This window comes from Streptomyces sp. NPDC048434, from assembly GCF_043200375.1.
Taxonomy (GTDB): Bacteria; Actinomycetota; Actinomycetes; order Streptomycetales; family Streptomycetaceae; genus Streptomyces.
Genome location: NZ_JBICXQ010000034.1, coordinates 81627 through 104664, shown reverse-complemented (window position 1 = coordinate 104664; position 23038 = coordinate 81627). Strand labels below are relative to the sequence as shown.

18 protein-coding genes are annotated in these 23038 nt (G+C 71.2%); 14 read left to right on the top strand and 4 right to left on the bottom strand.

Translation table 11 applies throughout. The features are described from left to right. Window positions 1-194: 194 nt before the first annotated feature. From ACGFWI_RS32910 to ACGFWI_RS32895, 4 genes are all read right to left on the bottom strand, one after another. Complete coding sequence (locus ACGFWI_RS32910) at window positions 195-2636, bottom strand: transglutaminaseTgpA domain-containing protein (RefSeq protein ID WP_393909698.1); 2442 nt, start codon at window positions 2634-2636, stop codon at window positions 195-197. A 136-nt stretch (window positions 2637-2772) separates the two neighbouring features. Next, entirely contained in the window at window positions 2773-4155 is a 1383-nt protein-coding gene (locus tag ACGFWI_RS32905; protein WP_393909697.1) for a DUF58 domain-containing protein, read from the bottom strand. Next, window positions 4155-5174, bottom strand: a complete 1020-nt coding sequence (locus ACGFWI_RS32900; protein WP_393909696.1) for an AAA family ATPase — start codon at window positions 5172-5174, stop codon at window positions 4155-4157. Before ACGFWI_RS32900 ends, ACGFWI_RS32905 begins: the two co-directional genes overlap by 1 nt. Before the next feature lie 232 nt (window positions 5175-5406). After that, window positions 5407-5967: a beta-class carbonic anhydrase gene (locus ACGFWI_RS32895; RefSeq protein WP_393909695.1), complete on the bottom strand. Its 561-nt coding sequence runs from the start codon at window positions 5965-5967 to the stop codon at window positions 5407-5409. A 507-nt stretch (window positions 5968-6474) separates the two neighbouring features. On the opposite strand from ACGFWI_RS32895, the gene rsmH reads away from it, so the two are divergent. The 14 genes from rsmH to ACGFWI_RS32825 all read left to right on the top strand — a co-directional run bounded on the left by rsmH (window position 6475) and on the right by ACGFWI_RS32825 (window position 23026). Then, window positions 6475-7443, top strand: coding sequence for a 16S rRNA (cytosine(1402)-N(4))-methyltransferase RsmH (gene rsmH / locus ACGFWI_RS32890; RefSeq protein WP_393909694.1), 969 nt, complete (start codon window positions 6475-6477; stop codon window positions 7441-7443). Beyond that, on the top strand, window positions 7440-8111 hold the full coding sequence (locus ACGFWI_RS32885; protein WP_393909693.1) for a septum formation initiator family protein: 672 nt from the start codon (window positions 7440-7442) through the stop codon (window positions 8109-8111). The genes rsmH and ACGFWI_RS32885 overlap by 4 nt, the downstream gene beginning before the upstream one ends. A 7-nt stretch (window positions 8112-8118) precedes the next feature. Beyond that, window positions 8119-10101, top strand: a complete 1983-nt coding sequence (locus ACGFWI_RS32880) for a peptidoglycan D,D-transpeptidase FtsI family protein (protein WP_393909692.1) — start codon at window positions 8119-8121, stop codon at window positions 10099-10101. 18 nt (window positions 10102-10119) lie between these two features. Then, window positions 10120-11874: a UDP-N-acetylmuramoyl-L-alanyl-D-glutamate--2,6-diaminopimelate ligase gene (locus ACGFWI_RS32875; RefSeq protein ID WP_393909691.1), complete on the top strand. Its 1755-nt coding sequence runs from the start codon at window positions 10120-10122 to the stop codon at window positions 11872-11874. A gap of 62 nt (window positions 11875-11936) precedes the next feature. Continuing rightward, entirely contained in the window at window positions 11937-13388 is a 1452-nt protein-coding gene (murF, locus tag ACGFWI_RS32870; protein ID WP_393909690.1) for a UDP-N-acetylmuramoyl-tripeptide--D-alanyl-D-alanine ligase, read from the top strand. A gap of 5 nt (window positions 13389-13393) precedes the next feature. After that, window positions 13394-14458 carry a phospho-N-acetylmuramoyl-pentapeptide-transferase gene (gene mraY / locus ACGFWI_RS32865; protein ID WP_030085860.1) on the top strand — a complete coding sequence of 355 codons (1065 nt, stop codon included), beginning with the start codon at window positions 13394-13396 and terminating at the stop codon, window positions 14456-14458. Continuing rightward, complete coding sequence (gene murD, locus ACGFWI_RS32860; protein WP_393909689.1) at window positions 14455-15933, top strand: UDP-N-acetylmuramoyl-L-alanine--D-glutamate ligase; 1479 nt, start codon at window positions 14455-14457, stop codon at window positions 15931-15933. Before mraY ends, murD begins: the two co-directional genes overlap by 4 nt. A gap of 60 nt (window positions 15934-15993) precedes the next feature. Then, a complete protein-coding gene (gene ftsW, locus ACGFWI_RS32855) occupies window positions 15994-17340 on the top strand; it encodes a putative lipid II flippase FtsW (protein ID WP_393909688.1) in 1347 nt (448 codons plus the stop codon). A 6-nt stretch (window positions 17341-17346) separates the two neighbouring features. Then, window positions 17347-18438, top strand: coding sequence for an undecaprenyldiphospho-muramoylpentapeptide beta-N-acetylglucosaminyltransferase (gene murG, locus ACGFWI_RS32850; RefSeq protein ID WP_393909687.1), 1092 nt, complete (start codon window positions 17347-17349; stop codon window positions 18436-18438). A 22-nt stretch (window positions 18439-18460) separates the two neighbouring features. Beyond that, complete coding sequence (locus ACGFWI_RS32845; RefSeq protein ID WP_393909686.1) at window positions 18461-19276, top strand: cell division protein FtsQ/DivIB; 816 nt, start codon at window positions 18461-18463, stop codon at window positions 19274-19276. Between the two features lie 282 nt (window positions 19277-19558). Continuing rightward, entirely contained in the window at window positions 19559-20785 is a 1227-nt protein-coding gene (ftsZ, locus tag ACGFWI_RS32840; protein ID WP_393909685.1) for a cell division protein FtsZ, read from the top strand. Window positions 20786-20798: 13 nt separating this feature from the next. Beyond that, window positions 20799-21563: a peptidoglycan editing factor PgeF gene (pgeF, locus tag ACGFWI_RS32835; protein WP_393909684.1), complete on the top strand. Its 765-nt coding sequence runs from the start codon at window positions 20799-20801 to the stop codon at window positions 21561-21563. Then, a complete protein-coding gene (locus ACGFWI_RS32830; protein WP_393909683.1) occupies window positions 21560-22282 on the top strand; it encodes a YggS family pyridoxal phosphate-dependent enzyme in 723 nt (240 codons plus the stop codon). Before pgeF ends, ACGFWI_RS32830 begins: the two co-directional genes overlap by 4 nt. 123 nt (window positions 22283-22405) lie before the next feature. Continuing rightward, window positions 22406-23026, top strand: a complete 621-nt coding sequence (locus ACGFWI_RS32825; RefSeq protein WP_030085876.1) for a cell division protein SepF — start codon at window positions 22406-22408, stop codon at window positions 23024-23026. The last annotated feature ends 12 nt before the right edge of the window (window positions 23027-23038 follow it).

Here is a 23038-nt window from a genome sequence, read left to right as displayed (position 1 = left end):
ACCGCCCGACCACCACCCCCCCTCCGTAGATGCCCAAGTTCACGCGCACCCCCCCAACTGTCCCCGGGGTGACGGTGTGGCCCGCTCCGCGCGCCCCGGCCCGGCCGGGGGTGGGGGTCGTGTTTTGTTGGGGGGGGGGCGGCGGCGGTAGTGGCGGCCCCCCACCACACGTTTTCCGTGCCGGTTGCCTCTGGCTACGCCCGCTGCCGGCCTGGCCGGAGGGCGGCAGCCGCGCGCCGTGCCGAGGCCACCGGGCGGCTGTCGCGGCACCGGAGCAGCCATGCCGTCCAGCGGGCGGAGCAGGCCCAGCGGAGGCGGGCCACTGAGCGCGGGGCGAACCGGGCGCGCAGCCGCATGCCACGGGTCGCGCCGGCCCGCAACCCGGCCCGCACCTGTTGTACGTCGAGGGCGAGACCGGACACCGGCTGCGGTTGCGGTGCGTAGAGAACCTGCTCGACCGCCGCCGCAACGTGCTGGGCGGCCGCGGCGGGCTCCGGTTGCAGTTCTCCGAGCTGAATGATCCGCGTCGCCGCCTTACGCGGAGTCAGGGACTCGTCCGGCAGGATGCCGAAGTCCCAGGCGGTGTCCAGCAGCTCCCGCCAGGCGGCGAGGATGCCCGCGGCGAAGTCCCCGTCCGGACCGTCGGCCGCCAGCCGTCTGGAGCGCGTACGCAGACGCCACAGCAGCGGGGCCGTGGGCAGCAGCAGGACGAGCAGGGCGGCCAGTGCGATACCGGTGGCCGTCCAGGGGGACGAGCCGCTCTCCGGGGGGCGGGCTCCGGGATCCGTGGGCAGCGTGACGCATCCCGAGCCGGACCCGGATCGCTGCTCGCCGGGGCCGCACGACGGGGCCGCGGAGGGCCCCTCCGAGGGTGCCGCGGACCGGGAGGGCGCGGGGTCCGGGCCGCCGGGGTCGGCGGTGCCCGGGGTTTCGGGGTACGCGTAGTCAGGGATACTGCCGCGGCTCGGGGTCGGCTCGAAGCGGGTCCAGCCGATGCCCTGGAAGTACAGCTCGGGCCAGGCATGTGCGTCCTTCAGGCCGACCGAGGTCGTGCCGTCGGGCTGCTTGGTGCCCGGGGTGAATCCGACCGCGACCCGGGCCGGGATGCCCAGCGTCCGGGCCATCGCCGCCATCGAGAAGGAGAAGTGGACGCAAAAGCCCTCCTTCTGCCGCAGGAACCGCACAATGGCCGCGGAACCGCTGCCCGCCCGGGCGTCCGTGTTGTAGCTGAAGCCGCCGTTGAGCGCGAACCAGTCCTGGAGCTTGACGGCCTTGGCGTAGGTGGTCGGTGCGCCGCGGGTGACCCGGCGTGCGGTGGACCGTACGACCGGGGGCAGTGAGTCCGGGACCTTGGTGTACTCGCGCAGCAGGCCGGCGGGCGGCGCCGGCGCGGCGGCCAGCTGCCCGGAGGTGGGCCGCACTTGGAGGCTCTCGACCTGGTACTGCAGGCCGTGGGTGTTCTGCCCGCGGTCCCCGACGAGCGTGCGGCCCCTGGGCTCGAAGCGCCAGCGCCCGGAGATGTCCACCTTGGACGCCGGGTAGGGGAGCGGCAGCCAGTTCTGGGCGTACCACTCGGCGGTCGAGATGGAGGTGTTGATCCGGTTGAGGCTGACCGCGGAGCTGAGGCCGGGCGGTCGCGGGAGCTGCTCGGGGACGTCCGTGACCGTACGCTCGGACGGCTTCCAGGTCGTGCCGTCGAACTGGTCGAGGGCGACGATCCGCAGATACAGATCGCGGGTGTCGGAGGCGGTGGTGCGGTAGTTGAGGACTTCCTTGTCCTCGGGCTGGTTGAGGCTGTCCTGCAGCGACACCAGCGGGTTCACCGCGGAGATCGTGCCACCGCCGCTGCCAGGCCCCGCGCCGCTGCCGGAGGCGCCCAGCAACCCGCCGCCGAGGGAGGGCAGCACGGCGGGCACCACCACGGCGAGCCCGAGCGCCAGCGCGCCGATCCTGCGGCCCGTGCGGACCGGGGCGTACGCCGGTCCGTCGGCGCCGGTGGCGAATCCCCGTCCGCCGCCCGGCAGGTCGGCTCCGGCGCCCGGCCCGCCGAACACCCGGCCCCACTGGGACAGCCGGTCGCGGCCCTCGGCCAGCAGAAGCAGCAGATAGCCGGCCGCCGCAATCAGGAACAGCAGCCAGCCCGCGCCGCCCTGGGACAGTCCCGCCGCCACCGAATACAGCGCGAGCAGCGGCAGCCCGGCGGGGGCTGCGCTGCGGTAGGTGACGGCCAGCGCGTCCACGGCCAGGCCGATCACCAGCACGCCGGCGATCAGCAGGAGCCGGATGCCGGGGGTGACCGGGGCGGGGATGGCGTACCGGCTGACGTCCTGTACGCCGTCCTGCAGCAGTCGGCCGAACTCCGCGACGGCGTCCGGGCCCGGCAGCAGTCCGAGGACCGCCTCGTCCCGGGTGAACAGCAGGGTCATCAGCAGGACGGCGGCCAGGGCCTGTGCGCCGATGGTCAGCGGTCCGGCGAGGGGGACCCGGCGGGCGGCCGCGCCCACGCCGCTCATGATGGCCAGCAGGATCGCTGCCTCGAAGATCCAGGTGAGGGGATCCACCAGCGGCAGCAGCGAGCCGGCGGCACACAGGGTGGCCACCGCCGCGCACAGCGCCAGCCGCGCCCGGCCGCTCATGCCCGTGCCTCATTTCCCTCGGGACCCGGGCACCGCCCGCACGGTCCGCCGACCCGGCCGCGGTGGCGGGGTGCACCCGGCTCCCCGTCCCTCAGCGGCCGCCCGTCCGTAGGCCGTCGCATGTCCACGCCCCCGTTCATGACCAGCCCCCGGTCACCGTCTCCGGCGCGCCCGCGTCCGCCGGCCGGTGCGGCTCCGCCCCGGTACGGTCCGCGGCCGTACGCCACAGGTCGGCGAGTGCCTCGCCCGGAGCCACCGGCAGCGCCGTCCAGCCCGCCCTGCGCAGCAGCCGCAGCCGTTCGGCCACCGGGACCTGGCCGCCGGAGAATCTGATGCCGCCGGGGCCCCGCGTCCAGGCGTCGCCGTCCAGGACGAAGGCGACGGCCGCGCCGCTGCGCTGCCGCATCCGTCCGGCGACCGCCGCCTGCTCCTCGTCCAGATCGCCGAAGAAGGCGATCAGCAGTCCTTCTTTGCCGCTGCGCACGGCGTTGTACGCCGCCGACAGCCCCTCTTCCTCGGAGTGGTCCACGACGGCGAGGGTGTCCAGCAACAGGCCCATGGCGTCGGCGGATTCGGCGCCGCCCGCGAAGCCTCCGGCGCCGTCGGGGCCCGGCACCGAAGTGCCCGTGTCGGTCAGCAGCCGCACCGAGAAGCCACGCTCCAGCAGATGCACGGCGGCCGAGGCGGCGCCCGCCACCGCCCACTCGAAGGCCGAGTCGGGGCCCGCTCCCGGGTGGGCGATCCCGCGGGTGTCGAGCAGGACCGTGCAGCGCGCCTTCTGCGGCTGCTCCTCCCTGCGGACCATCAACTCGCCGTAGCGCGCGGTGGACCGCCAGTGGACCCGGCGCAGATCGTCGCCGTGCCGGTAGTCGCGCGGAATGAGATCGTCCTCGCCGGTCAGCGCCAGGGAGCGCCGGCGTCCGTCGCCGTACCCGGCGGCCTCGCCCGCCAGCCGCGCCGGCGGCAGCGGTTCGACCCGCGGCACCACCGTCAGGGTGTCGACGGCGCTGAACGAACGGGTCAGCTCGCACATCCCGAAGGGGTCGGAGAGCCGCAGTTGCAGCGGTCCCAGCGGATAGCGCCCGCGCAGATCGGAGCGGACGCGGTAGGAGACCTCGCGGCGGCCGCCGGCTTCGACCCGGTCCAGGACGAAGCGCGGCCGGGGCCCGAGGACGTACGGCACCCGGTCCTGCAGCATCAGTACGCCCGTCGGCAGCCGGGAGATGTTCTCCATCCGCAGCCGGACCCGGGACTCGGCCGCCGCGGGCACCCGGGCGGGGGAGAGGGTACGGCTGCCCGCGACCCGGTAGCGGGTGCGGTGCAGGACCAGGACACACACCAGTGGGAGGGCGGCGAGCAGCAGACCGACCCGTAGCAGATCCGCCTGTCCCAGGAGGTAGGAGCACGCCATGGCAGCCACCCCGGCCGCCAGGAACGATCTGCCCCGCGTCGTCAGCCCCCCGAGGGCCGCCCGCAGCCCGCTGCGCTCCGGCGTCCCCTCGCCGCCCCCCTCGGACATCACAACCCCCGTACGCCGGGCGGCTGCTGGCCGGGTGTCCGCCAGGCCTGCGCGGACGGGTCGGGGACCGGGACGCGCTGCAGGATCTCCAGCACGATCTGTTCGGCCGTCCGGCGGTTCAACTGGGCCTGGGCGGTGGGCAGCAGCCGGTGCGCGAGCACCGCCGCCGCCAGCGACTGGACATCGTCCGGGAGGGCGTACTCCCGCCCCAGGAGCGCTGCCGAGGCCTTGGCGGCGCGCAGCAGATGCAGGGTCGCCCGCGGCGAGGCGCCGAGCCGCAGCTCGGGGTGGCTGCGGGTGGCCGCCACCAGGTCCACGGTGTATCTGCGCACCGTTTCGGCGACATGGACCGTACGCACCGCCTCGATCAGCTTGAGGATCTCGTGGGCGTGCGCGACCGGCTGGAGGTCGTCGAGCGGCGAGGCGCCGCCGTGCACGTCCAGCATCTGCAGCTCGGCCGCCGGGCTGGGATAGCCGATCGACACCCGCGCCATGAAGCGGTCCCGCTGCGCCTCGGGGAGGGGGTATGTGCCCTCCATCTCGACCGGGTTCTGGGTGGCGACGACCATGAACGGGCTGGGCAGCTCATAGGTCTGCCCGTCCATCGTGACCTGGCGCTCCTCCATGGATTCCAGGAGCGCCGACTGGGTCTTGGGCGAGGCGCGGTTGATCTCGTCGCCGATCACGATCTGGGAGAAGATCGCGCCGGGCTTGAACTCGAAGTCCCGCTGCTGCTGGTCGAAGATGCTGACGCCGGTGATGTCGGAGGGCAGCAGGTCGGGCGTGAACTGGATACGCCGCACCGAGCAGTCGATGGAGCGGGCGAGCGCCTTGGCGAGCATGGTCTTGCCGACGCCGGGCACATCCTCGATCAGCAGATGTCCCTCGGCCAGCAGCACGGTCAGCGCGAGCCGTACGACCTCCGGCTTGCCCTCGATCACGCCCTCCACCGACCGGTGAACACGCTCCGCGGTGGTGGTCAGATCGCTGAGGCTCGCTCGTTCGTCATACGTCGTCACTCGGCCCTCCTCGGCCCCGTACTACGGGCCGATGCCCCCTGTGCGGACCCGGCCCACCCCGAAAGTGTGCGTCGCACCCGGCACCGCCAAGACGACGTCACTCACGCATTCTTGCCGCCCGCGCGGCTTCGCGTCATGACCTGTGGATAACTCACAAGGATAAGTCCCGGCCTTCCCGGCGAATCCGGCTTTCCGGGCCGGTCCGGGCATCGGCCGGACCGGCCCCGGAGCGTCAGGGCCGCGGGTCGATCTCCCGGAGCAGCCCCGTGGTCACGTCGAAGACGAAGCCGCGGACATCGTCGGTGTGCAGGAGGAAGGGCGAGGTGCGCACCCGCTGCATGGACTGCCGTACGTCCTCGTCGAGGTCCTTGAACGCCTCGACGGCCCAGGTGGGACGCTGTCCGACCTCGGCCGCCAGGTCGTGGCGGAAGTCCTCGGTCAGGCTGAGCAGACCGCAGCCGGTGTGGTGGATGAGGACGACCGAGCGGGTGCCGAGGGCACGCTGGCTGATGGTCAGGGACCGGATGATGTCGTCGGTGACCACACCGCCGGCATTGCGGATGGTGTGGCAGTCGCCGAGCTCGAGGCCCAGCGCGTCGTGCAGGTCGAGCCGGGCGTCCATACAGGCCACGACGGCGACCTTGAGCACGGGCCGGGCGTCCATCCCGGGGTCGCTGAACGCATCGGCGTAGCGCTGGTTCGCCTCGACGAGTCGGTCGGTGACGGTGTCACCGGCACGGCCGCCGGCGCTGTCGGCGGACGGGGGCAACGGCTGCGATGCAGGTATGGGCATGGATTCACGGTAATCGTCACCCGGCCTTTCGGCTGCATGAGAGGTCGGGCATAGGGGTCAACGTCACCCCTTGTGAGGTAATCCACAGGGCCGTCCGTGTCACCCCCGTCCGGGTGAGAAGCCCGCGGGAAAGGCGGCGCGAAAGCCGTCGGAGGACGCGCGGAACCGGTTGATTGACCGGGACAGCCGGTGGACTAAAGTGGCGCGAAGTGGGAGGCGTGACGCTCTCCTTGGATACCGGATTCCTCGCGTGCGCGCATCGTACGTACGGCTCGGCCTCCTCCCGCTCCCATGGTCTTCCGACGTCACTTCCCCGTCGCCGGAGGGCCACTTCCCCTTCAGAGCGGGCGGGGACCAAGCGGTACGTGCGGCAACCCCCCAGCCAGCGGCCGGGGACCCACCTGCCGCCCAGCCCATCGGAAGGCACATGAGCGAGCGTAGCGAGCAATTCAGGAAGCGGTGCGCGCGTGGCGCCTGCAGGCGGGCCGAGCGCAGCGGGGCCGTCGCATGACCAACAACACTCGCCACGTCCCCGTCATGCTCCAGAGGTGTCTGGACATGCTCGCCCCCGCCCTCGCCGAGCCCGGCGCGGTCGTCGTGGACTGCACGCTCGGACTCGGCGGGCACAGCGAGGCACTGCTCTCCACCTTCCCGGCGGCCCGGCTGATCGCGCTCGACCGCGACCCGTCCGCCCTGAAGCTCGCGGGCGAGCGGCTCGCCCCGTACGGAGAGCGCGCCACCCTGGTGCACGCCGTCTACGACGAGCTCCCCGAGGTCCTCGACCGTCTCGGCACCCCGCGCGTCCAAGGCGTCCTGTTCGACCTCGGGGTGTCCTCCATGCAGCTCGACGAGGCCGACCGCGGCTTCGCGTATGCGCAGGACGCCCCGCTGGACATGCGGATGGACCAGACGACCGGCATCAGCGCCGCGGACGTCCTCAACACCTATGCGCCCGGTGAGCTGGTCCGGATCCTGCGCTCCTACGGTGAGGAGAAGCAGGCCAAGCGGATCGTCGAGGCCGTCGTACGCGAGCGCGCCAAGGAACCGTTCACCAACAGCGCTCGGCTCGTCGAGCTGATCCGTGACGCGCTGCCGCAGGCCGCCAAGCGCACCGGCGGCAACCCCGCCAAGCGCACGTTCCAGGCGCTGCGCATCGAGGTCAACGGTGAGCTGGCGAGTGTCGAGCGCGCCGTTCCGGCCGCTGTGAAGGCGCTCGCCGTGGGCGGCCGGATCGCCGTGCTCTCCTACCAGTCGCTGGAGGACCGGCTGGTCAAGCAGGTCCTCGCGGCCGGAGCGGCCAATACGGCGCCGGCCGGGCTGCCGGTCGTCCCCGAGCGCTACCAGCCCCGGCTCAAGCTGCTGACCCGCGGCGCCGAACTCCCCACGGAGGAGGAGGTCGCCGAGAACCGCCGCGCCGCCCCCGCCCGGCTGCGCGGCGCAGAGCGCATCCGCGAGATCGTCGAGGACACCGCGTGAGAGGCCAGGGGGTGCCGCGCGGCAGGCAGAAACGCTTTGCCGCGCTGTTCCCCTCCGGCGTCGGCACCGCGGCGCGCACGCCCTTCGTGCTCCTCATCGTCGTCCTGCTCGGCTCCGGCCTGATCACCCTGCTGCTGCTCAACTCCGCCCTCAACCAGGGGTCGTTCGAGCTCAGCAAGCTGGAGAAGAAGACCGACGAGCTGACGGACGAGCAGCAGGCGCTGCAGCAGGACGTGGACGCGTACTCCGCCCCGGGCGCGCTGGAGCGGCGGGCCCGCCGACTGGGCATGGTGCCGGGCGGCAGCCCCGCGTTCCTGCTCCCCGACGGCACCGTCCGCGGCAGGACGAGCGCGGCCACGTCGGACGGGGCGCCGCTGAGCACCTCCGCCGAGCCGTCGAGGCCGGGCACGGCCGGCCCCACCGTCCCGTCCGCACCGCCCGTCCCGCCGGAGCCGCCGGCCGTGCGGCCGCCGGTGCCGGCTGCGGCCGGTGCGCCGGGCCCGGAGCGCGCAGCGCTGACACCGGGCGACCCCGCCCCGCCGGCGCCGGCGGCCGCCCCGGCCTCCCTGGTCTCCTCCGCCCCGCGTATCCCGTTCGCCGGTACCGCCTCCGCCGCACCCGAGGCCGACGCCGCGGCCGCCCTCTTCCCGACGACCTCCGGCAGGTGATCGCGGCATGACCGAGCCCAGGGACCCTCGCCGGGTGCCGCGCCCCGCCCAGCGCGGCGGCCGCGCCGGCCGCCCGCCCGCCAAGCGCCCCGCGTCCCGGCCGGGTCCCAGGCCCCCCGCCCGGCGCCCCGCCGCCCGCCCCCGCTCCGGGCCCCCGGCGCTCCGCCTCGGCAGCCCCCGCCCCCGGCTGCGGCTGGTCGCCCTCGCACTGACGCTGGTGATGCTGGTCTTCGTCGTACGGCTCTTCCAGGTGCAGGCCGTGGACGCCGGGGCGTTCGCCGCCAAGGCCAACGAGAACCGCTATGTACCGGTCAAGCTGGCCGCCGAGCGCGGTGCGATCACCGACCGGAACGGCGTGGACCTCGCCACCACCGTCGATGCGTACGACATCACCGCCGACCCGAGCCTGCTGGCGCCCGGCAAGACCAAGATCGACGACGCTCCGCAGCGGGCCGCCGCGCTGCTCGCGCCGATCCTCGGCGAGGACCGGGCCACCCTCACCGAGAAGCTCGACCGGCCCAAGGCGCGCTACGTCCTGCTCGCCCGGCAGCGGACCCCGCAGATCTGGAAGCGGATCAAGGACCTGCGCAAGAGCCTCGACGCCAAGGCCGCCGCCGCCCCCAAGAGCGCGCCCCGGCCCGACGTCCTGGTGGGGATCTTCGCCGACAAGCACAGCAAGCGCCTCTACCCGAACCAGAACCTCGCCGCCGGCGTCCTCGGCTTCGTGAACGGAGCCGGCAAGGGCGGCGGTGGCCTGGAGGCGCTGCTGAACAAGCAGCTGGCGGGCAAGGACGGCAAGCTCGTCTACGCCCAGTCCGGTGGCCGCCGGGTGCCCACCGCCGACACCCAGGAACACCCCGCCGTCCCCGGCAGCGACGTCGAGCTGACCCTCGACCGCGACATCCAGTGGGCGGCCCAGCAGGCCATCACCCAGCAGGTCGCCAAGTCGAACGCCGACCGCGGCTATGTCGTCGTCCAGGACACCCGCACCGGGGAGATCCTGGCGCTCGCCAATGCGCCCGGGTTCGACCCCAACGAGGTCTCGAAGGCCGACCCGGAAGCGCTGGGCAATGCCGCGCTGTCCGACGCGTTCGAGCCGGGGTCCACCAGCAAACTGATGTCGATGGCCGCCGTCCTGGAGCAGGGTGTCGCCACGTCGTCCACCCGGGTCACCGTGCCCAACCGGCTGCACCGCGGCGACCGGCTGTTCGCGGACGACATCGACCACGCCACCTGGCATCTGACGCTCAACGGTGTGCTCGCCAAGTCCAGCAACATCGGCACGATCCTCGCGGCCGGCCAGCTCGGCAGGACCCAGCCCGCGGCCAACCAGGTCCTCTACTCGTATCTGCGCAAGTTCGGTATCGGGAAGCCGACCGGGCTCGGCTTCCCCGGGGAGACCGACGGCATCCTGGCCAAGCCGCAGGACTGGAACACCTCGCAGCAGTTCACCATCCCGTTCGGCCAGGGGCTGTCCCTCAACGCCGTACAGGCCGCCTCCGTCTACTCCACGATCGCCAACGGCGGCGAGCGCATCGCCCCCTCACTGGTCCGCGGCAGCACCGGACCCGGCGGCCACTACGCACCGGCGCCCAAGCCCGACAGGAACCGCGTGGTCAGCCGGAAGACCGCGAGCACGCTCGCCACCATGCTCGAATCGGTGGTCGACGACGAGGAAGGCACCGGAGCGAAGGCGAAGATCGACGGCTACCGCGTCGGTGGCAAGACCGGCACGTCCAACCGGGTGGACCCCAAAACCGGCCGCTACCACGGCTACACGGCGTCCTTCGCCGGCTTCGCACCCGCCGACAAGCCCCGCATCACGGTCTACTGCGCCGTTCAGAACCCCACTACGGGCAGCTACTTCGGCGGCCAGGTCTGTGGCCCGATCTACCAGCAGGTCATGGCCTTCGCGCTGAAAACCCTCCAGGTCCCGCCGACCGGCGCCAAGCCCCCGAAGCTGCCGGTCACCTTCACGCCAGGCCAATGAAATCGAGGCTATCCCGCCGTGACGACCATCACCCCCGACGGCACCCCCGACGGCACCCCCGTCCCGGGAATCCGCTCCTCCCCACGGCCCTCACTTCGCCCCGGGCCGGTTGTGCCCGGTACGCTCACGGCCGTGTCACATGCTGATCAGTCCCCGAAAGCCCAGCACGCCGAGAAGGGCGGGCCCGGCACCTATCCGGGAGCCCCGCGCCCTGAAACGGTCCGCCCCACCCCCCTGGCGGACCTCGCCGAGCAGCTGGGATGCCCGGCCCCGGACGCCGGCCACTCCGATGTCATGGTCACCGGCATCACCCACGACTCCCGGGCGGTCCGCCCCGGTGATGTCTATGCCGCGCTGCCCGGCGCCCGTCTGCACGGCGCCGACTTCGTCGCCCAGGCCGCCGACCTCGGTGCCGCGGCGATCCTGACCGACCCGTCGGGCGCCGAGCGCGCCGCGGCGACCGGCCTGCCGGCCCTCGTCGTCGAGAACCCGCGGGCCCGGATGGGCGCCCTGGCCGTCTCGATCTACGGAGCGCCGGGGGAGGACCTCCTCCAGATCGGCATCACCGGCACCTCCGGCAAGACCACCACCGCCTACCTCATCGAGGGCGGGCTGCGGGAGGCCGCCGCGAAGACTGCCGACGGGGGCCTGACCGGTCTGATCGGCACCGTGGAGACCCGTATCGGCGGGGAGCGCATCAAGTCCGAGCGCACCACCCCCGAGGCCACCGACCTGCAGGCGCTGTTCGCCGTGATGCGCGAGCGCGGCGTGCGCGCGGTCGCCATGGAGGTCTCCAGCCACGCACTGGTCCTCGGCCGGGTCGACGGCTGCGTCTTCGACGTCGCGATCTTCAACAACCTCAGCCCGGAGCACATGGAGTTCCACTCCGGCATGGAGGACTACTTCCAGGCCAAGGCCCAGCTGTTCACCAAGGCCCGCAGCCGGGCCGGCGTGGTCAACCTCGACGACGAGTACGGCAAGCGGCTGGCCGAGGGCGAGTCCGAGGTCCCGGTCACCACCTTCTCGGCGGAGGGCCACCCGGACGCCGACTGGCGGGCGTCCGACGTCGAGGTCGGCGCGCTCGGCTCGACCTTCACCGTGCACGGCCCGGACGGCCAGACCCTGCGCGCCGCCTCCCCGATCGCCGGCCCGTTCAACGTCGCCAACGCGCTCGCCGCGATCACCTCCCTGGTCGTCGCCGGCATCGACCCGCAGACCGCCGCCGACGGTGTCGCCGCGGTGCCCGGCGTCCCCGGCCGTCTGGAGCGCATCGACGCCGGCCAGCCGTACCTGGCGGTCGTCGACTACGCCCACAAGACGGACGCCGTCGAATCGGTTCTGCGCGCGCTGCGCAAGGTCACCGACGGCAAGCTGCACGCCGTCCTCGGCTGCGGCGGCGACCGCGACCCGCACAAGCGCGCCCCCATGGGTGCCGCGGTGGCCCGGCTCGCCGACACGGCCATCCTGACCTCCGACAACCCCCGCAACGAGGACCCGCTCTCGATCCTCGCCACCATGCTCGCGGGTGCCGCGGAAGTCCCCATTCATGAACGCGGCACGGTGCTGGTCGAGGAAGAGCGGGCCATCGCCATCGCCGCCGCCGTCGCCCGCGCCGAGCCCGGCGACACCGTGATCGTCGCGGGCAAGGGCCACGAGCAGGGCCAGGACATCGCCGGAGTGGTACGCCCCTTCGACGACCGTCAGGTGCTGCGCGATGCCATCGAGGACTCGCAGAAGTCGCAGCAGTCACCGCAGCCGAACCACCAGGGATGACACACCGCCATGCGCGCACAACCTCATTACCGTCACCGCCCGCCCCTCACCGGGGGTGACCTGTGATCTCCCTGTCCCTCGCCGAGATCGCGAGCATCGTCGGCGGCCGGCAGTACGACATACCGGACGACGGCCGCCGGGTGACCGGACCGGTCGTGGCGGACTCCCGCGCGGTATGCCCCGGCGCACTGTTCGTGGCCTTTGCCGGTGAACGTGCCGACGGCCACGACTTCGCGCCGGGCGCTGTCGAGGCAGGCGCGGTGGCCGTCCTGGCCAACCGCCCCGTCGGCGTCCCCGCCATCGTCGTCGACGACGTGGTCGCCGCGCTCGGCGCGCTCGCCCGCGCCGTCGTCGAGCGGCTGGGCACCACCGTCGTCGGTCTCACCGGCTCGGCCGGCAAGACCAGCACCAAGGACCTGATCGCCCAGCTGCTGCAGCGCACCGGCCCGACGGTCTGGCCGGAGGGCAACCTCAACAACGAGATCGGGCTGCCGCTGACCGCGCTGCGCGCCGATGAGACCACCCGTCACCTCGTCCTGGAGATGGGCGCCCGCGGCGTCGGCCACATCCGCTACCTCGCCGGGCTGACCCCGCCGAGGATCGGGGTGGTGCTGAACGTCGGCTCCGCGCACATCGGTGAGTTCGGCGGCCGTGAGCAGATCGCCCTGGCAAAGGGCGAACTCATCGAGGAGTTGCCTCCGGCCGAGGACGGCGGGGTCGCGGTGCTCAACGCCGACGACCCGTATGTACGCGCCATGGTCCCCCGCACAAGGGCCCGCACGATCCTGTTCGGTGAGGCCGAGGACGCCGCCGTACGTGCCGAGAATGTCCGGATCACAGAGGCCGGACAGCCCGCCTTTACGCTTCACACACCCTCCGGGTGCAGCGATGTGACCATGCGGCTGTACGGTGAGCACCACGTGTCGAACGCGCTCGCCGCGGCCGCCGTCGCCCATGAGTTGGGCATGCCCGTAGACGAGATCGCCACCGCGCTCTCCGAAGCCGGCACGCTCTCCCGCTGGCGTATGGAGGTCACCGAGCGCGCGGACGGCGTGAGGGTCGTCAACGACGCCTACAACGCGAACCCCGAGTCCATGCGAGCGGCGCTGCGAGCGCTGGTCGCGATGGGCGCAGCCGCCAAGGCGAAGGGCGGTCGTACGTGGGCGGTGCTCGGTGAGATGGCCGAGCTGGGCGAGGAGTCGCTCGCCGAACACGACGCGGTCGGGCGGCTGGTCGTCCGGCTCAACGTCAGCAAGCTCGTGGCAGTCGGCGGCAGGGAAGCGGCCTGGCTCGACATGGGCGCCAAGAACGAGGGTTCGTGGGGTGAGGAGTCGGTGCACGTGTCCGACGCGCGGGCGGCGGTCGACCTGTTGCGCAGCGAGCTGCGACCGGGAGACGTCGTGCTGGTGAAGGCGTCCAGGTCGGTGGGTCTGGAGCGAGTTGCCGCAGCATTGCTGGACGACGGAGGCATGCTGGGCGCCGCGGGCGCTGAGGGTGGAGCCGCGTCCCGATGAACTCGATGAAGCAGATCCTCTTCTCCGGAATGATCGGGCTCTTCCTGACCCTGATCGGCACCCCGGTGCTGATCAAGCTGCTGGCCAAAAAGGGATACGGGCAGTTCATCCGCGATGACGGCCCGCGCGATCACCACAGCAAGCGCGGTACGCCCACCATGGGTGGTATCGCCTTCATCCTGGCCACGATCATCGCCTATGTGCTGACCAAGGTCATCACGAGCAGTGACCCCACCTTCTCCGGTGTGCTGGTGCTGTTCCTGATGGCGGGTATGGGCCTGGTCGGCTTCCTCGACGACTACATCAAGATCGTCAAACAGCGTTCGCTGGGCCTGCGGGCCAAGGCCAAGATGGCCGGTCAGCTGATCGTCGGCATCGCCTTCGCCGTGCTCTCGCTGCAGTTCGCCGATCTGCGCGGGCAGACCCCGGCGTCCGACCGGCTCTCCTTCACCCAGGACTTCGGCTGGCAGATCGGCCCGGTGATCTTCGTGATCTGGGCGCTGTTCATGATCCTGGCGATGTCCAACGGCGTGAACCTCACCGACGGCCTCGACGGCCTCGCCACCGGCGCCTCGGTGATGGTCTTCGGCGCCTACACGTTCATCGGCATCTGGCAGCACCAGGAGTCGTGCGCCAACCAGATCACCGCGGGACCGGGGTGTTACGAGGTCCGCGATCCACTCGACCTCGCGGTCGTCGCCTCGGCGCTGATGGGCGCCTGCTTCGGCTTCCTGTGGTGGAACACCTCGCCCGCCAAGATCTTCATGGGGGACACCGGTTCGCTGGCCCTGGGCGGCGCGCTGGCCGGTCTGGCCATCTGCTCCCGTACGGAGCTGCTGCTGGCCATCCTCGGCGGTCTCTTCGTCCTGATCACCATGTCCGTGGTCATCCAGGTCGGATCGTTCCGGCTCACCGGTAAGCGGGTCTTCCGGATGGCGCCACTCCAGCACCACTTCGAACTCAAGGGGTGGTCCGAAGTCCTTGTGGTGGTCAGGTTCTGGATCATCCAGGGCATGTGCGTCATCGTGGGCCTAGGCATCTTCTACGGCGGCTGGCAGGCAGCGAAGTGACCACGCACGACCCGACCCGGACCCCCGAGGGGTTCGCCGGTCAGCACATCACCGTCGCCGGCCTGGGCGTGAGCGGCATCAGTGCCGCCCGCGCGCTGGCCGGCCTCGGCGCCCGTGTCACCGTCGTGGACGGCGGCGACGGCGACAAGCAGCGGGCCGCCGCGGGTGAGCTGGAGGCGGAAGGCATCAGCGTCCGCCTCGGCGACGGCGCGACCCTTCCCGAGGGCACGGATCTCATCGTCACCTCGCCCGGCTGGAAGCCGGACAGCCCGCTGTTCGCGGCGGCCGCCGAGGCCGGCGTGGACGTGGTCGGCGATGTCGAGATCGCCTGGCGGCTGCGGGACACCCCCGGGGGACAACCCGCCGCGGCCTGGCTCGGGGTCACCGGTACCAACGGCAAGACCACCACGGTGCGGATGCTGGCCTCGATCCTGGCCGCCGAAGGGCTGCACACCGCGGCCGTCGGCAACATCGGGACCCCGATCATCGATGTCGTCCTCGGCCAGGGCAAGGACGGCGAGCGCCCCTACGACGTGCTCGCCGTCGAACTCTCCAGCTACCAGCTGCACTGGGCGCCGTCGCTGCGCGCCCACTCCGCCGCGGTCCTCAACCTCGCGCCCGACCACCTCGACTGGCACGGATCCATGCAGGCGTACGCCGCCGACAAGGGCCGGATCTACGAGGGCAACACCGTCGCGTGCGTCTACAACGTGGCCGACAAGGCGACCGAGGACCTGGTGCGCGAGGCCGATGTCGAGGAGGGCTGCCGCGCGATCGGCTTCACCCTCGGCACCCCCGGCCCCTCCCAACTGGGCGTCGTCGAGGGCATCCTCGTCGACCGTGCCTTCGTGGAGAACCGTCAGCAGCAGGCCCAGGAGCTCGCCGAGGTCTCCGACATCGCGCCCGGTTCCGGGACCCCCGCCCCGCACAACATCGCCAACGCCCTCGCGGCGGCGGCACTGGCCCGTGCCTTCGGCGTCCGGCCCGCCGCCGTACGCGACGGACTGCGCGCCTTCCACCCCGACGCCCACCGCATCCAGCACATCGCGGATCTCGACGGCGTCAGCTACATCGACGACTCCAAGGCCACCAACACCCACGCCGCCGAGGCGTCGTTGGCGGCGTACGAGCACATCGTGTGGATCGCCGGCGGCCTCGCCAAGGGCGCGACGTTCGACGAGCTGGTGCAGAAGTCGGCGCCCCGGCTGCGCGGTGTGGTGCTGATCGGCGCCGATCGGGCGCTGATTCGCGAAGCCCTGGCGCGACACGCCCCCGATGTCCCGGTGGTCGACCTCGACCGGACCGACACTGGGGCGATGCCTGAGGCGGTCCGGGAAGCGACCCGCCTGGCCGAGCCCGGCGACACCGTCCTGCTGGCTCCGGCCTGTGCCTCGATGGACATGTTCGTCAATTACAACAAGCGGGGCGAGGCCTTCGCCGACGCGGTCGGCGAGCTGACCGCACGGGATCACTAGACCGTTTCTCCCCGCTGTCGTCGTCAGCCGACGGCGAGCGCACCTGTGGAGGGGACGAGGATGACGGCCCGATCGGCGAAGGCGGTCCCGTCGCGTCCGCGTCGGCCGTCCATGGTGCGAGGGCCGCGCGGGGGCCGCACACCGGGCGGGCCCCGGGGACTCGGCACCCGGCTGAAGCGGGCCTGGGACCGCCCGCTGACCGCGTACTACCTGATCCTCGGCGGCAGCCTGCTGATCACGGTCCTGGGGCTGGTGATGGTCTACTCGGCGTCCCAGATCAAGGCCCTGCAGTCCGGTCTGGCCCCGACGTACTTCTTCCGCAAGCAGCTGCTCGCCGCCGTCCTGGGCGGCGGGCTGCTGCTGGCCGCCTCCCGGATGTCGGTACGGCTGCACCGCACGCTGGCCTATCCGCTGCTCGCCGTCTCGGTGTTCCTGATGTGCCTGGTGCAGATTCCGGGCATAGGGGTCGCGGTCAACGGCAACCAGAACTGGATCAACCTCGGCGGCCCTTTCCAGATGCAACCGAGCGAGTTCGCCAAGCTCGCCCTGGTGCTGTGGGGCGCCGATCTGCTGGCCCGCAAACAGGACAAAAGGCTGCTGGTGCAGTGGAAGCATCTGCTGGTGCCGCTGATCCCGGTGGCGTTCCTGCTGCTCGGGCTGATCATGCTCGGCGGCGACATGGGCACCGCGATCATTCTCACGGCGATCCTCTTCGGGCTGCTGTGGCTGGCCGGTGCGCCGACCCGGCTGTTCGTGGGGGTGCTGGGCAGTGCCGCGCTGATCGGGGCGCTGCTGATCAAGACCAGCGCCAACCGGATGTCCCGGCTGGCCTGCATCGGAGCGACCGATCCGGGCCCCGGCGACCAGTGCTGGCAGGCCGTGCACGGCATCTATGCTCTGGCGTCCGGCGGATTCTTCGGTTCCGGCCTCGGTGCGAGTATGGAAAAATGGGGAGAACTCCCCGAACCGCACACCGACTTCATCTTCGCCATCACCGGGGAGGAACTGGGCCTGGCGGGGACGCTGTCGGTGCTCGCCCTCTTCGCGGCTCTAGGCTATGCGGGTATCCGCGTGGCCGGACGCACGGAGGACCCCTTCGTACGGTACGCCGCGGGAGGTGTGACCACCTGGATCACGGCCCAGGCCGTGATCAACATCGGTGCGGTGCTCGGCCTGTTGCCGATCGCCGGTGTCCCGCTCCCGCTGTTCTCCTACGGAGGCTCCGCCCTGCTGCCGACGATGTTCGCCATCGGGCTGCTGATCGCCTTCGCGCGTGACGAGCCCGCTGCACGGGCGGCGTTGGCCGTGTTGGCCACGCGGAAGCCGGTTTTCGGAAGGAAACCGGCTGGGGTGAGATGGAAGACGATGAGACGGCGCGTCAAGAAGCGACCGTCCGGAGAGCGGTGAATTTCGGTGCATGTCGTACTCGCCGGTGGGGGGACCGCCGGCCACATCGAGCCCGCGCTCGCCCTCGCGGACGCACTGCGGAGGCAGGACCCCACCGTGGGGATCACGGCACTCGGTACGGAGAAGGGCCTGGAGACCCGGCTCGTCCCGGAACGCGGCTATGAGCTCGGTCTCATCCCGGCCGTGCCGCTGCCGCGCAAGCCCACGCCCGAACTGATCACCGTCCCCGGGCGGCTGCGCGGCACGATCAAGGCCGCCGAGCAGATCCTGGAGCGCACGAAGGCGGACTGTGTCGTCGGCTTCGGCGGCTATGTGGCGCTGCCCGGCTATCTGGCCGCCAAGCGCCTCGGGGTGCCGATCATCGTCCACGAGGCCAACGCCCGCCCCGGCCTGGCCAACAAGATCGGCTCGCGGTACGCCAAGTTCGTTGCCGTCAGCACCCCCGACAGCAAGCTGCGCGGTGCCCGCTATGTCGGCATCCCGCTGCGCCGTACCATCGCCACCCTGGACCGTGCCGCGGTCCGCCCGGAGGCGCGGGCCGCCTTCGGGCTCGACCCCAACCTCCCGACCCTGCTGGTGTCCGGTGGATCCCAGGGCGCCCGCCGGCTGAACGAGGTCATCCAGGCCGCCGTACCGGTCCTCCAGCGCGCCGGAATCCAGGTGCTGCACGTGGTCGGTCCGAAGAACGAACTGCCGCACGTGGACAACATGCCCGGCATGCCCCCCTATGTCCCGGTACCGTACGTGGACCGGATGGATCTCGCGTACGCCGCGGCCGACATGATGCTCTGCCGCGCGGGCGCGATGACCGTCGCCGAGTTGTCCGCCGTCGGGCTGCCGGCCGCTTTCGTTCCGTTGCCCATCGGCAACGGCGAGCAGCGGCTCAACGCCCAGCCGTTGGTCAACGCCGGCGGGGGCCTGCTGGTCGATGACGCCCAGCTGACCCCGGACTGGGTGCAGAACAGCGTGCTCCCGGTCCTGGCAGATCCGCACCGGCTGTACGAGATGTCCCGCGCGGCCTCCGAGTTCGGCCGCCGGGACGCCGACGAGCTGCTGGTCGGCATGGTGTACGAGGCGATCGCGCAGAACAACAAGTAGCGCACGAGAGAAGGCAGGGAGCGTGGCCGGACCGACAACCGCCCGGCGCGGCGAGAAGAAGTCACCGTCCGGCCCGCCCTCCGCCGCGCCGCCCCGCGCGACGGGATTCCGGTGGGTGCGCATTCCTCTTCGCGCGCCGGGCCGCCGCAGTCTGATCATCAGCATGGTCGTCACGGCGTTGCTCGGCACGTTCGGCGTCTGGGCCCTCTACGCCTCGAACTGGCTTCGGGTGGAACGCGTCAAGGCCGCCGGCACCGAGGTGCTGACGCCGCATGAGGTCATCGCCGCGGCCCACGCCCCGATGAATGCGCCGCTGGTCTCGGTGGATACGGACGCGCTCGCCCGCCGGCTGCGCGCGCGGCTGCCGCGCATCAAGACCGTTGACGTCGAGCGGTCCTGGCCGAACACGATCGGTCTGAAGGTGACCGAAAGGGTGCCGGAACTGCTGATGCAAGCGGGCGGAAAGTTTGTCGAAGTGGACGCCGAGGGCGTCCGGTTCGCCACCGTCAGCACGGCCCCCAAGGGCGTTCCGCTTCTGGAAATGGCCGCATCCGACTCCCCGAGTCTGCGCCGTTTCGGAATCGACCGGTTGCGACGCGCCGCGGTCGAGGTCGCCCAGGATCTGCCCACGGCCGTACGCAAGGAAGTACGCAAGGTCCGTGTACGGTCCTACGACGCCATCACCCTCGAACTGAACGGCGGCCGCACGGTCGCCTGGGGCAGTCGCGAAGAGGGCGCCGAAAAGGCAAAGGTGCTGACCGCACTGCTGAAAGCGGCACATGCCGGGCGCCACTTCGACGTCTCGGTCCCCAGTGCCCCTGCGGTATCCGGGAGTTGACGTGCGGAGCCGCAGGCCAGCACCCTGGATGGCTACGACTATGGGTGATCACATAGGGTGAAAAGAAAAACGGGAGGTTCGGCGTGTTCGTTGAACGGGCGCGCCTTGTCGACTTAGTGTCTCGTTCCAAAGGGACTATGGAACCCAGGAACACAGGTACAGGTAACCCTAAACTTCAACGTTAGGGTTCGGGTCGGCGATACGAACCGTCCCATCGGCATCAGTCGGCGTCCACACGCACGTGCGGCGACGACACGTAACTCGAGGCGAGAGGCCTTCGACGTGGCAGCACCGCAGAACTACCTCGCAGTCATCAAGGTCGTCGGCATCGGCGGCGGTGGCGTGAACGCCATCAACCGGATGATCGAGGTCGGGCTCAAGGGCGTCGAGTTCATCGCGATCAACACCGATGCACAGGCGCTGCTGATGAGCGACGCCGACGTCAAGCTCGACGTCGGCCGCGAAATGACGCGCGGACTCGGCGCCGGCGCCAACCCGGATGTGGGCCGCAAGGCGTCCGAGGACCACCGCGAGGAGATCGAGGAGGTCCTCAAGGGGGCCGACATGGTCTTCGTGACCGCGGGTGAGGGCGGCGGCACCGGCACCGGCGGCGCGCCCGTCGTCGCCAACATCGCCCGATCGCTGGGCGCCCTGACGATCGGTGTGGTCACCCGGCCGTTCACCTTCGAGGGCCGCCGTCGCGCCAACCAGGCCGAGGACGGCATCGCCCAGCTGCGCGAAGAGGTCGACACCCTCATCGTGATCCCCAACGACCGGCTGCTGTCCATCTCGGACCGTCAGGTGAGCGTGCTCGACGCGTTCAAGTCGGCGGACCAGGTGCTGCTGTCGGGTGTCCAGGGCATCACCGATCTGATCACCACACCGGGTCTGATCAACCTCGACTTCGCAGATGTCAAGTCCGTGATGTCGGAGGCCGGTTCCGCGCTCATGGGCATCGGCTCCGCACGTGGCGACGACCGCGCGGTGGCCGCCGCCGAGATGGCGATCTCCTCGCCGCTCCTGGAGGCCTCCATCGACGGCGCCCGAGGGGTGCTGCTCTCCATCTCCGGCGGTTCCGACCTCGGTCTCTTCGAGATCAACGAGGCCGCGCAGCTGGTCAGCGAGGCCGCGCACCCGGAAGCCAACATCATCTTCGGTGCGGTCATCGACGACGCACTGGGCGACGAGGTCCGGGTGACGGTCATCGCCGCGGGCTTCGACGGCGGTCAGCCGCCGGCCCGCCGCGATGCGCAGTCGGCGCTGTCGTCCCAGAAGCGCGAGGAGCCCACCCCGGCCCCGAGCCGTCCGGCCGCCCCGCCGGAGCCGCGTTCGTCGTCCTTCGGCGGACTGGGTTCGGTGCCCGTGCGTGACGAGGAGCCGGCCCCGGCTGAATCCTCCTCGCTGGGCGAGGTCCCGGCGCCCCCGACGGGCGCCCCGCAGGTTCCCCCGGCCCGTCCGTACTCGGACTCCGCGGCCGAGGAACTGGACGTCCCCGACTTCCTGAAGTGACCGAAGCAGCGAAGTGATAGGGCAACAGCACCACGAGAGCGGCGCGCATTTCGCCTTCACCGACAGGTGGGGCGGGGTGAGCGCCGCTCCGTATGAGCAGCTCAACCTGGGCGGCGCGGTCGGCGACGACCCGCAGGCCGTACGCGCCAACCGTGCACGGGTCGCCACGGAACTCGGCCTCGACCCGGCCGCGGTGGTCTGGATGAACCAGGTGCACGGCCGGGATGTCGCGGTGGTCGACGGGCCATGGCACGGTACGGAGATTCCCGGTGTCGACGCGGTGGTGACGGATCGCCGGGGCCTCGCGCTCGCCGTTCTGACCGCCGACTGCACCCCGGTCCTGCTGGCCGATCCGGTCGCCGGGATCGCGGGGGCCGCGCATGCCGGCCGGCCCGGTCTGGTCGCCGGGGTCGTCCCGGCGGTCGTCGAGACGATGGTGAAGCGGGGTGCGGTGCCGGCGCGGATCGTCGCGTACACGGGACCGGCGATCTGCGGTCGGTGTTACGAGGTGCCCGAGGCGATGCGTTCCGATGTCGCCGCGGTGGTGCCCGAGGCCCGTGCGACGACCAGCTGGGGCACTCCCGCGGTGGACGTCACCGCGGGTGTACGGGCCCAACTCGCCGCGGCGGGCGTGCCGGTGCGTGAGGATTCCCACATCTGCACCCGCGAATCCGCCGACCACTTCTCTTACCGGCGCGACCGTACAACGGGACGGCTCGCGAGCTATGTATGGCTCGGGGACACCCCCGGCCCGGGGCTGGGGGAGGCCGAGCTGTGACGGACGACCGCAAGACGCAACTGGCCGAGAACCTGGCGCGGGTGGAGGAACGTATCTCCGCCGCATGCGCCAAGGCCGGCCGGCCGCGTGACGAGGTGACCCTGATCGTGGTCACCAAGACCTACCCCGCGAGCGATGTCCGGTTGCTCGCGGAGCTGGGGGTGCGGCAGGTCGCGGAGAACCGCGATCAGGAGGCGGCACCCAAGGCCGCCGAATGCGCTGATTTGCCCCTTACTTGGCACTTCGTCGGTCAACTGCAGACGAACAAGGTGCGCTCCGTGGCCGGTTATGCCGGAATTGTTCAGTCGGTCGACCGGGCCAGGCTCGTCACCGCACTCTCCAAGGAGGCGGTGCGTGCCGAGCGTGAACTGGGTTGTCTGATCCAGGTGGCGCTCGATGCGGAGTCGGGGGAGCGGGGTGAGCGCGGCGGAGTGGCGCCCGACGGAGTCGAGGCGCTCGCCGAGGTGATCGCCGGGGCCCAAGGTCTGCGACTGGACGGTCTCATGACCGTCGCGCCGCTGACCGGGCCGTATGCCGGACGTGAACTCGCCGCTTTCGGGCGGCTCATGGAAATGTCATCCGACCTGCGCGCGGCTCATCCTGCTGCCAACATGGTGTCCGCAGGTATGAGCGCGGACCTCGAAGACGCCGTGACGGCCGGGGCGACACATGTGCGCGTCGGCACTGCGGTACTCGGAGTCCGACCACGGCTCCGGTAACGTCGCCAAGCAAGTCGGACCACAGCACAAAATATGGTCATTACCGCAAAAAGCGGGCAGGCCGAGTGGATCCAAGGCCCCTGGTGACGGAGCCGATCCACCACAGAGCGGAGGACGCAGAGAATGGCCGGCGCGATGCGCAAGATGGCGGTCTACCTCGGCCTCGTGGAGGACGATGGGTACGACGGCCGGGGGTTCGACCCCGATGACGAGTTCGAACCCGAGCTTGACCCGGAACCCGATCGGGGACGGCGGCAACAGCACCAAGTGCAGGCCGAAACGCACCCGGAACGGGAGGAACCCGTCCGTGCCGTGACACCTCCGGCCCAACGCGAACCGGCCCCGCTCGCCGCGGAAAGCGGACGACCCGCGCGAATCGCCCCCGTGGCATCCATCACACCCGAACGTCCAAATCTGGAGAAGAACGCACCGGTGATCATGCCCAAGGTTGTGTCCGAGCGGGAGCCCTACCGCATCACCACACTTCACCCCCGGACCTACAACGAAGCCCGTACCATCGGGGAACACTTCCGTGAGGGCACTCCGGTGATCATGAATCTGACGGAGATGGATGACACCGACGCGAAGCGACTTGTCGACTTTGCGGCCGGTTTGGTGTTTGGTCTTCACGGCAGCATCGAGCGGGTGACGCAGAAGGTGTTCCTGTTGTCGCCTGCTAACGTCGATGTCACGGCGGAGGACAAGGCCCGCATCGCAGAGGGCGGGTTCTTCAACCAGAGCTGAGACGCAACACCG

Excerpts from the sequence above, each read along its gene's own strand:
- ftsW (WP_393909688.1), top strand. The coding sequence starts at position 15,994 with ATGACGGCCCGATCGGCGAAGGCGGTCCCGTCGCGTCCGCGTCGGCCG.
- ACGFWI_RS32905 (WP_393909697.1), bottom strand. The coding sequence starts at position 4,155 with ATGTCCGAGGGGGGCGGCGAGGGGACGCCGGAGCGCAGCGGGCTGCGG.
- mraY (WP_030085860.1), top strand. The coding sequence starts at position 13,394 with ATGAAGCAGATCCTCTTCTCCGGAATGATCGGGCTCTTCCTGACCCTG.
- ACGFWI_RS32895 (WP_393909695.1), bottom strand. The coding sequence starts at position 5,967 with ATGCCCATACCTGCATCGCAGCCGTTGCCCCCGTCCGCCGACAGCGCC.
- ACGFWI_RS32910 (WP_393909698.1), bottom strand. The coding sequence starts at position 2,636 with ATGAGCGGCCGGGCGCGGCTGGCGCTGTGCGCGGCGGTGGCCACCCTG.
- ACGFWI_RS32825 (WP_030085876.1), top strand. The coding sequence starts at position 22,406 with ATGGCCGGCGCGATGCGCAAGATGGCGGTCTACCTCGGCCTCGTGGAG.
- rsmH (WP_393909694.1), top strand. The coding sequence starts at position 6,475 with ATGACCAACAACACTCGCCACGTCCCCGTCATGCTCCAGAGGTGTCTG.
- ACGFWI_RS32880 (WP_393909692.1), top strand. The coding sequence starts at position 8,119 with ATGACCGAGCCCAGGGACCCTCGCCGGGTGCCGCGCCCCGCCCAGCGC.